6 protein-coding genes are annotated in these 8889 nt (G+C 75.9%); 2 read left to right on the top strand and 4 right to left on the bottom strand.

Translation table 11 applies throughout. The features are described from left to right. Window positions 1-4: 4 nt before the first annotated feature. Window positions 5-3094: an AMP-binding protein gene (locus AB0H28_RS04535; protein WP_358034147.1), complete on the top strand. Its 3090-nt coding sequence runs from the start codon at window positions 5-7 to the stop codon at window positions 3092-3094. 38 nt (window positions 3095-3132) lie between these two features. Here the strand turns inward: AB0H28_RS04535 and AB0H28_RS04530 are convergent, their stop codons facing one another. Further along, the gene (locus AB0H28_RS04530; protein ID WP_358034145.1) at window positions 3133-4605 is read right to left on the bottom strand and encodes an amino acid adenylation domain-containing protein; all 1473 of its coding nucleotides are present in this window, start codon (window positions 4603-4605) and stop codon (window positions 3133-3135) included. A 131-nt stretch (window positions 4606-4736) separates the two neighbouring features. Between AB0H28_RS04530 and AB0H28_RS04525 the strand changes: the two genes are divergently transcribed. Next, window positions 4737-5477 (top strand): hypothetical protein, encoded by a 741-nt coding sequence (locus AB0H28_RS04525; RefSeq protein ID WP_358034142.1) that lies wholly within the window; start codon window positions 4737-4739, stop codon window positions 5475-5477. Between the two features lie 48 nt (window positions 5478-5525). Here the strand turns inward: AB0H28_RS04525 and AB0H28_RS04520 are convergent, their stop codons facing one another. From AB0H28_RS04520 to AB0H28_RS04510, 3 genes are all read right to left on the bottom strand, one after another. After that, the gene (locus tag AB0H28_RS04520) at window positions 5526-6413 is read right to left on the bottom strand and encodes a LysR family transcriptional regulator (RefSeq protein ID WP_358034138.1); all 888 of its coding nucleotides are present in this window, start codon (window positions 6411-6413) and stop codon (window positions 5526-5528) included. 171 nt (window positions 6414-6584) lie between these two features. Next, window positions 6585-7724, bottom strand: coding sequence for a helix-turn-helix domain-containing protein (locus AB0H28_RS04515; protein ID WP_358034135.1), 1140 nt, complete (start codon window positions 7722-7724; stop codon window positions 6585-6587). Next, a complete protein-coding gene (locus tag AB0H28_RS04510; protein ID WP_358034132.1) occupies window positions 7721-8827 on the bottom strand; it encodes a helix-turn-helix domain-containing protein in 1107 nt (368 codons plus the stop codon). The genes AB0H28_RS04515 and AB0H28_RS04510 overlap by 4 nt, the downstream gene beginning before the upstream one ends. Between the last annotated feature and the right edge of the window lie 62 nt (window positions 8828-8889).

Raw genomic sequence — 8889 nt, 5'->3', positions numbered from 1 at the left:
TGCTGTGCGGACCGCGACCACGCCCGTCCCGGCCGGCACCGGGCCGGGATACCCGCGCGGCGACACGCTGACCGCGCTCGTCGACCGCTGGGTGCGCGACACCCCGACGGCGCTCGCGCTCGTCGACGGCGACGTGCGGCTCGGCTACGCCGACCTCGACCGCGCCGCCGAGGTGACCGCCGGGCTGCTGCACCGGCACGGCGTCCGTCCCGGGGACCGGGTGCCGGTGCTGCTGCCCCGCAGCGCGGCCTTCGTGGTGACCGCGCTCGCGGTGATGCGCCTGGGCGCGGCGTACGCCGGCGCGGACCGGCGCTGGCCGGCGCCGCGACTGCGCCGGGTGCTCGACGTGCTCGACTGCCCGGTCGTGGTGGGTGACGAGGTGCCCGCCGGGGTCGTCGGGTCGCACCGGCGGCTGGTGCCGGTCCCGCAGCCGCCGGTCGCGGCCGGGTCCACGCCCGACCCGCGACCGCCGGTGCGCGTGCGGGGCACACACGCGTGCGCGGTCACGTTCACGTCGGGGAGCACCGGAGAGCCCAAGTGCATCCCGCAACCGCACCGGGGCATCGTGCGGATGGTCGACGTCACCCCGCTGCCGCCCGGCCCGGCGCCGGTCAGCCTGCACAGTTGCGCGTTGCCCTGGGACCCGTCGCTGCTGGAGATCTGGAGCGCCCTCACCCGGGGCGGCACCTGCGTGGTGCTGCGCGACCCCTACCTGACGCCGGACGGGCTGCGCGCCGTCACGCGGGCGTACGGGGTGGACACCATCGTCGCGCCGACGTCGGTGTTCCACCTGCTCGTCGACGAGGCGGTGGACTGCTTCGCCGGCCTGCGCACCGTGCAGGTCGGTGGTGAGGCGATGTCGCCGCTGCGCGCGGGGCGGTTCCTCGCCGCGCATCCCGGCACCACGCTGTTCAACCTCTACGGCCCGACCGAGTCGTCGGTGGTCACCACCGCCCGGCGGGTGACGCCGGAGGACTGCGCCGACGCCGACGGGGTGCCGATCGGCGTCCCGATCGCGCACACCGGGGCGCACGTGCGCGCCGACGACCACTGGTGCGGGCCGGACGAACCGGGTGAGCTGCTGATCAGCGGCGACGGGCTGACACCGGGTTATCTCGGCGCGGCGGCGGCGGAATCGGCCGCGTTCGTCGAGCTGGACCTGCCCGACGGGCGGCGTCGCCGCGTCTACCGCACCGGCGACCTGGTGCGCAGGTCCGCCGACGGGGTCCTGCGCTACCTGGGCCGGCTCGACCGTCAGGTGAAGATCCGCGGCTTCCGGGTCGAGCCGACCGAGATCGAGCGGGCCGCGGCCACGCTCGACGGCGTCACCTCCAGCGTGGTGGTGCCGCGACCGCACCCCGCCGGCGGCTACCGGGACACCGTGCTCTGCTACGTCCCGCACGCCGACGGCGGACCGCAGCCCGACGCGGTCCGCGCGCACCTCGCCGCGCACCTGCCCGCGCACCTGGTGCCGGGCGCGGTGGTCGCGGTCGAGCGCTATCCGCTGACCCCGATCGGCAAGGTCGACGAAGCGGCGGTGCTGGCCCTCGCCGCCGCCCTCGTCCGCCCCGACGACGGTCCCCCGCTGGACGAGACCGGTGAGCTGGTCGGCCGCATCGTCGCCGAGGTGCTCGACCTGCCCGCCGCGCCGGCCGGCGAGAGCCTGTTCGCACTCGGCGCCACGTCCCTGGACGTGGCGCGGATCTGCGCCCGGCTCACCGACCGCACCGGGGTCACGCTCGCGCCGGCGCAGGCGATGCGCGCCCCGACCGTACGCGGGCTGGCGGCTTGGCTCGCCGACCCGGCACGGCGGACACCGCCGCCAGCCGTCCCGGCGCCACCGCGGCAGCGGGCCTCCGAGGTCGCGCTGACCGGCGCCCAGACCGGGTTCGTCCTGCTGCACGACTGGGACCCGACCGACCCCGGGCCGCTGTGTCCGACGGTGTGGACGCTTACCGGCCCGCTCGACGCCGACGCCCTCCGCGACGCCGTGGCCGACCTGCACCACCGGCACGACGCGCTGCGCCACGCGTACCGTCTGGTGGCCGGGCGCGGCGTCGCGGAGCCGGTCGACGCGCCGGCCCCCGAGCCGCGGCACCTGCCCCCGGCGGCGGACCACGACGGCGCGCTCGCGGCCCTCACGCCGGCGCTCACCGCGCCGCTGGACCCGCCGCGGGGGGTGCTGTGGCGGGTGGTCGTGGCCCCGTGCGTGGACGGGACCGCGCTGCTCGGCGTGTGCGTGCACCACGTCGCCTACGACGGCTGGTCGCACAGCGTCCTGGTCGACGAGCTGGGCGTCGCGTACGCGGCGCGCCGACGTGGCGCGGCGCCCGACTTCGACCGGCCGGTGCTGGACCTGCCCGGGCAGCTCGCCGCCGTCACCGCCCGCTCCGACGGGGCGGACCTGGACCGGCAACGCGCCGACGCCGCCCGGGCCCTGCGGGACCTGCCGGAGCTGCCGCTGCCCCGACCGCCGGCCGGTCGACGCGGTGACGTGCGGGCCGCGGTGTGCGAGCTGCCGCCGGCGGTGCCGACCGCGGTGCTCCGGGCCGCACGGGACGCCGGGGTGGCGCCGCTGGCCGTCTGGCTCTCGGCGTACGCGCGGACGCTGGCCGCGCTCACCGGCGCCACCGACTTCGGGGTCGGGATCCCGGTGGTGCGGCGGACCGGGGACGCCCTGGAGAACTGTGTCGGCTGCGCGATCGGGACGGTGTGCGTGCGGGTGCGGGGTGGTTCGGGCGCGTCGCTGCGGCACACCGGCGATGCCGTGCGGGCCGCGTTGTCCTGCCAGGACGTGCCGTTCGACGAGGTGGTGCGGTTGGTCAACCCGCGACGGACGAGCCGCCCACCGCTCTACCAGACGGTGTTCGCGTTGCAGAACGTGCCGTACCGGGACCTTCGCCTGCCCGGCGTCACCGTCGACCCGCACCTGGTCCCCCTGGTCCCACCGATGATGGAGGTCGAGACCGAGGTGCGGATCGCCGGGCACCGGGCGCACGTGGTGGTCAACGGCCGTCCCGACGCGGTGACCGGCGAATTCGTCACCGAACTGGCCGAGCGGTTCGCGGCCGACCTGACCGCCGCCCGCCGCTGAGCGGGCCCGCCGGGCCGCCCGGAACCGGGCGCGGCGGGTCAGCGGCGGGCGGCCTCGGGGGCGTCCAACGCGGACCGGTCCACCTTGCCGCTGGCGGTCACCGGGAACGCCTCGTGGGCGACGAACCGGGACGGAACCAGATGGGCCGGAAGCACCGCCGCGGTGTGGGCGCGCAGGTCCGCCGCCGAGGCGGGCATCCCCGCCGCGAGCTGCACGTGCGCCACGAGGATCCGGGCCTCGCCGCGGGTCGGTGCGGTCACCACGCAGGCGTTGACCGCGGGATGGCCGCGCACCGCCGCCGCCACCTCGCCGAGTTCCACCCGGTAGCCGCGCACCTGCACCTGGTCGTCGCGTCGCCCGAGGTGGTACAGCGTGCCGTCGGTGGCCCGGACGGCCCAGTCACCGCTGCGGTAGCGGTCCCCGCCGGGGAAACGCGCCGCGGTCAGCGCCGCGTTGCCGAGGTAGCCGTGGGCGACGCCGGCGCCGTGGACCACCATCTCGCCCGGCGTGCCGTCCGGCACCGGCCGCCGGTCCTCGTTGACGAGTTCGACGGCCAGGTGGGGCAACGGCCTGCCGATCGGGGTGGCCCCGGGCAGCGGGGGCGCCTCGTCGCCGGTGAGGAACGTGTGCGTGACGTGCACGGTGGTCTCGGTGATGCCGTACATGTTGGACACCCGGCAGCGCGGGGCGTGGCCCTGCCGCCGCCAGTCCGCGACGACGGCCAGGTCGGCGGGTTCCCCGCCGAGCACCAGGTGCCGCAGCGCCGGCAGGACGGTCCCCTGCCGGCGGGCCGCGTCGACCAGATAGCGGAACGGCGTGGGCACCTGGCTGCACACGGTGACCCGTTCCCGGGCCAGCAACGCGAGCAGCCGCCCCGGGTCGTAGGCGGCGGACTCGGGGACGATCACGGCCCGGCCGCCGTGCAGCAGCGCGCCCCAGATCTCCCAGACGCTGAAGTCGAAGCTCGTCGAGTGGAAGACGCTCCACACGTCCCGGTCGTCCACCTCGAAGAGAGGTACGCAGGCGGCGAACAGCGCGAGCACCTGCCGGTGCCCGACCATCACCCCCTTGGGCTGGCCGGTGGACCCGGAGGTGTGGATGACGTACGCGGTGCCCGGCGGCAGGGCGCGCGGGGGCGGACCGCCGTCCCGCGTCACCACGCGCAGGCCGGTCCCGTCCCGGATCACCGAGTGGCGCGCGGCGGTGTCGGCGAGCAGGAACGCCTGACGGGCCTCGGGGTAGGCGGGGTCGACGGGCACGTAGGCGCCGCCGGCGCCGAGGATGCCGAGGATGCCGACGACGGCGTCCGGCCCACGACCGACGCGCAGGGCCACCGGTTCCCCGGCGGCCACCCCTGCGGCCCGTAGCCGCGCGGTCAGCGGCGCGGCGCGCGCGGCCAGCTCGGCGTAGGTCGTCGTGGCCCCGTCGCCGCTGAGGGCGACCGCGTCCGGGTGCCGGCGGGCGGCGGCGGTGAACGTGTCGTGCAGGGTGTCCGCGTAACGAGGGTGCACGGTTGCATCCCACCAGCGCGGGCGCCGGCACGGCAGGTTCCGCGGTGAGGTTGGCGACATGTCGTCAGCCGACGGCAATCGGCCGCGCCGGGACCGCACACTGAACCCCACCACAGGGAGGGGAGTCCACGATGGAGGCCGCGCCCGAGGACGGGCTCATCGCGTTGTGGAGCGCGCCGCGCTGCCGGTCGACCGCGTTCTACCGGATGGTGGCCGAGCGGGGTGACCTGCGCGTCGTGCACGAGCCGTTCTCCTACCGGGCCGAGTTCGGCGCGGTGGAGATCGGCGGGCGCGACGCGCGTACCGAACCCGAGGTGCTGGCCGCGCTGCGCGTGCTGGCCGCCGACGGGCGGGTGTTCTTCAAGGACACCACGGACGAGCGTTACCCTGCCGTGCTCGACGACCGGGCGTTCCTCGCCGGCGCCACGCACGTCTTCCTGATCCGGCACCCCGCCCGCACCATCGCCTCCTACCACGCGGTGAACCCGGACGTGACCCTGGAGCAGGTCGGCTTCGGGCACCTGCGGGAGCTGTACGACGCCGTGGCCGCCGCCGGCGACCGGCCGCCGCTGGTCATCGACGCCGACGAGATGGTCGCCGACCCGGTGGCGGCCAGCGAGGTGTTCTGCGCCCGGGCCGGCCTGCCGGCCCGGCCGGACGCGTTGCGCTGGTCGGCGGGGCACCGCGCCGACTGGGCGCCGACCGAACGGTGGCACGCCGGGGTGGCGTCGAGCACCGGCTTTCACCGGCGCGACGGTGACTACGGCGACGTGGTGCGCACCGATCCGCGCCTGCGCGCCTACCTCGACCACCACGAGCCCCACTACCGGGCGCTGTACGAGCGACGCGCGCGTCTGGCCCGGCAGCGGTGACCGCGTCCCGGCCGCACCGTCGCGCGACCGGTCCCGGCGGTGTGCCGTTCAGGCGTTGACGCGGTCGACGAGTTGGTCGGCGAGGGCCTCGCACCGGGCGGCGGCGGCGCCGTCGCGCTGCCACCGCAGGTAGGTCCGCAGGCTGAGGTCGTCCTCCAGGGCACGCCGGACCGTGCCGGTGGCCGTCGGGGCCCCGGCGACGGTGAGGCCGACGGCGGTGCCGAACCGTTGCAGTGCGGCCGCCTCGTCGTAGGTGGCGAGCTGGTGCAGGAAGCGGGGGGTGTAGCCGGCGGTGGCGGCGACCGCGGCGGTGGCGCTGTCCGCCTCGTTCCGCGACGGCGGGATGATCCACCGCTCGCCGGCGAGTTCCCGTAGCGCGAGCGCGCCCCGGCGGGCGAGCCGGTGCTGGGAGCCCATGCTCACCTGGGCGGCGGTGGTGGTCATCGGCAGGGCGCGGACCGACGGGTCGGTGCTCGGGCCGGGGTCGGCGGCGCCCTCCCAGCGCGAGTGCACGAGCAGGTCGATCTCACCGGTGCGCAGTGCCTCGGCGGCGGTGGCGGAGTCCGCCGTCCAGCGCACCGAGAGCAGGGCGGTGTCGACGCGGTCGAGCAGTGTCACCGTGGCGGGGGTGACGGTCCCCACCAGTCCGACCCGCACGGTGGGCCGGTCGGCGGGCTCGACGGCCGCGGAGATCTCCTGGCAGGCCGATTCGAGCGACTCGGTGAGGTTGTCGACGCGCAGCAGGAACCGGCGTCCCAGTTCGGTGAGGGTGACGTTGCGGGTGTCCCGGCGCAGCAACTGGACGCCGAGGCCACGCTCCAACCTCTTCACCCGCGCCGACACCACGGGCTTGCTGATGTGCAGGCGTTGCGCTGCCCGGGTGAAGGACAGGTCGGTCGCCACCGCCCGAAACGTGACCAGGTCTTCCCACTGCATCCAAGACTCCTTCGCCGGCCCTACGTCTGCCGGTCGCGCGGGCAGGCCCTCCGCCGTGCCCCCTTTCGGAGGGGTCCCACTGACCGATCGGCCGACCCAGTATCAGCCGATCCAGCAATTAGCATCCATCCGCAGATTGTTGGCTCCGGCGCGACACCTCTCGGCACTTGCTCAACGACCGCGTCCGCCCGGCACGCCCAGAGTCCGGTCGAGGTGCAGCGCCGCCGAGAGCAGACGGATCCCGAGCACACTGGTCGGCGCGACGCCGGTGAACTCGTTGATCCGTTTCAACCGGTCGGTGAGCGTGCCGCGGTGGATGTGCAGCACGGCGGCCGTGCGCCCACGGTCCAGGTCGTTGTCGAAGAGCACGACCAGCGTGCGCAGCAACTGCGGTTCCGCGCGCAGCGGGGCGAGCCGGGCCCGCAACTGCGCGACGAGGTCCTGGTCGTCCTCGTAGGCGAGGGCGAGCAGCAGTTCACCGCTGCGCCGTATCGGTCCGAGGTAGCGGCCCGACCGGGGCTTGCGGGCGCGTTCCGCCTCCAGCAGCGCCGACGGTATCTCCTCGACCCGGCGGGCGTGGGCGCAGCCGGCGGTCCGACCGACGATCAGCCCACCGATCTCGGAGACCAGGCCGACCACCGACTGCTCCGCGCCGCGTCGGGCCGCGGCGGTGCCGTCCGCCAGCGGCAGCACCACCACCACGTAGTTGCCCGACGGCTCGTGCCGGGCGTAGGCGGCGCCCTGGTCGACCACGGCCGTCAGGCGCTCGACGACCTGCGGTCCGGCACCGGCGCCGACCAGGCCCACCGACGCGACCAGGTACCCGCCGGGCGCTTCCCGCCGGCCCGCGGGCAGCCGGCCGGCCAGCAGATCCAGCGCCCGGGCCCGATGGTCCACGATGGCTCGCCGCCGGTTCCCCGGGTGGTAGACCTCGGCGAAGACGGCGCCGACGCGCCGGTGGATCCCGAGGATCCGGAGGGTGAGGCGCTGCGCCGCGTCCGCGTGCCCGGGCGGGCACCGCGTCCACACCTCGGCGAGCAGCGACTCGACGAAGATCCGGCTCGCCTCGACCAGACTTGTCAGCGGCACCCGCGCCCGCACGCAGTGCACCGCCGCCCTCGTCGCGCGACGGCGCAGGTGCGCCGTGACCGGCTCGATCGCGGCGGCGGCCAGCAGCAGGACCGCGCGGAGCAGATCCGGATCCGTGCCGGACAGGTCGGCCAGGAGCGGCACCCGCTCGCCGGCCCGCCGCAGCGCGACGTGGTGGGCACGGTCGCCGCCGTGCCGCACCAGGCGGCGAAGGTCGGTCACGACCGGGAAGCTTCCGCCTCGGCCGCCAGCGCGGCGGCGAGCACGGCGACGCCGCGTACCGAGAGCGGGTCCACGCCGGTCAGGTCCCGGATCCGGTTCAACCGGTACGTCAGCGTCTGCCGGTGGACCCCGAGCAGCTCCGCCGCACGGGCCCGGTGCAGGTCGACCCGGTACAACGTCCGCAGCGTCCGCCGCAGTTCCCTACCGGACCCGAGCGGGGCGAGGACCGCGCACAAGCCGGCGGCGACCTCCGGCAGCCGCGCCACGCCCCGGTCGACCGCGAGGTCCTCCGGCGCGTGCAAGAGCTCCGCCAGGTCGGCGGCGACGGCGAACGGCCGCAGCCGCCGGGATTCCCGCACCGCGTCGCCCACCTGCCGCTGGGGACGGCACACCCCGACGGCGGGCACCCCGACCGTCGGCAGCAGCAGGCGCAGGGCTTCGCTGATCCGGTTACGGGCCGCGTCCACCCCCGCCGCCGCGCCGGTCACCGGGGTGAGCAGGACCAGTTCGCCGCGATCGTGATGCCAGAGCAGGTCGCACCGGCCGTGCTCGGCGAGCGGGCCCACCACATCGGCTTCGCACGGCAGCGCGGCCACGAGATAGCCGTCGACCGGCTGGGGCAGGCCGCAGGCGGCGGTGAGGTCCGGCGTCAGCGATCCGTCCAGCAACGCCCGGGCGACCTGCGCGGCGGCCGGAACACCGGACCGGGCGGCCGACTCCTCGAGAAAGACACCCAACAGTTCCGGGGACAGGTCACGCCACCGCCGGGCGGCGCGATGGAGCGTTTTCACGAACTCGTCCGGTCTCGTCAGACCGGCATCGCGGCAGCGGGTCGCCACCGCGCGACTGGCGCACAGTTCCTGGCAACGGACGAAGTCGGCCAGGGACAGACCGGCGGCGGCCACGGCGCGGACCCCGGCGCGGATGCGTTCGACATCGACGACCGCCAGCGGGGTCCGGTCCTCGGTGAGCAGGCGCATCCCCGCCTCGACGGCGACCAGCAGATCGTGCCGCGCGGGCCCGGGGAGCTGGGCGATCGCCCCGATCTCACCGGCGACGGCCGCGGCGACCCGCTCACTCGGATCGAAGACGGAAGGCGACACCTTTGATTGCGACCCTCGGCCCGGCGACCATTCCGACACGACACACTCCCGCATGTCCGCGT

It is taken from the genome of Micromonospora sp. NPDC050980 (assembly GCF_040653835.1).
In the GTDB taxonomy this organism is placed as follows: Bacteria; Actinomycetota; Actinomycetes; order Mycobacteriales; family Micromonosporaceae; genus Micromonospora.
The sequence above is the reverse complement of the archived record's forward strand: the minus strand, read 5'-3'. Positions and strand labels throughout refer to the sequence as shown.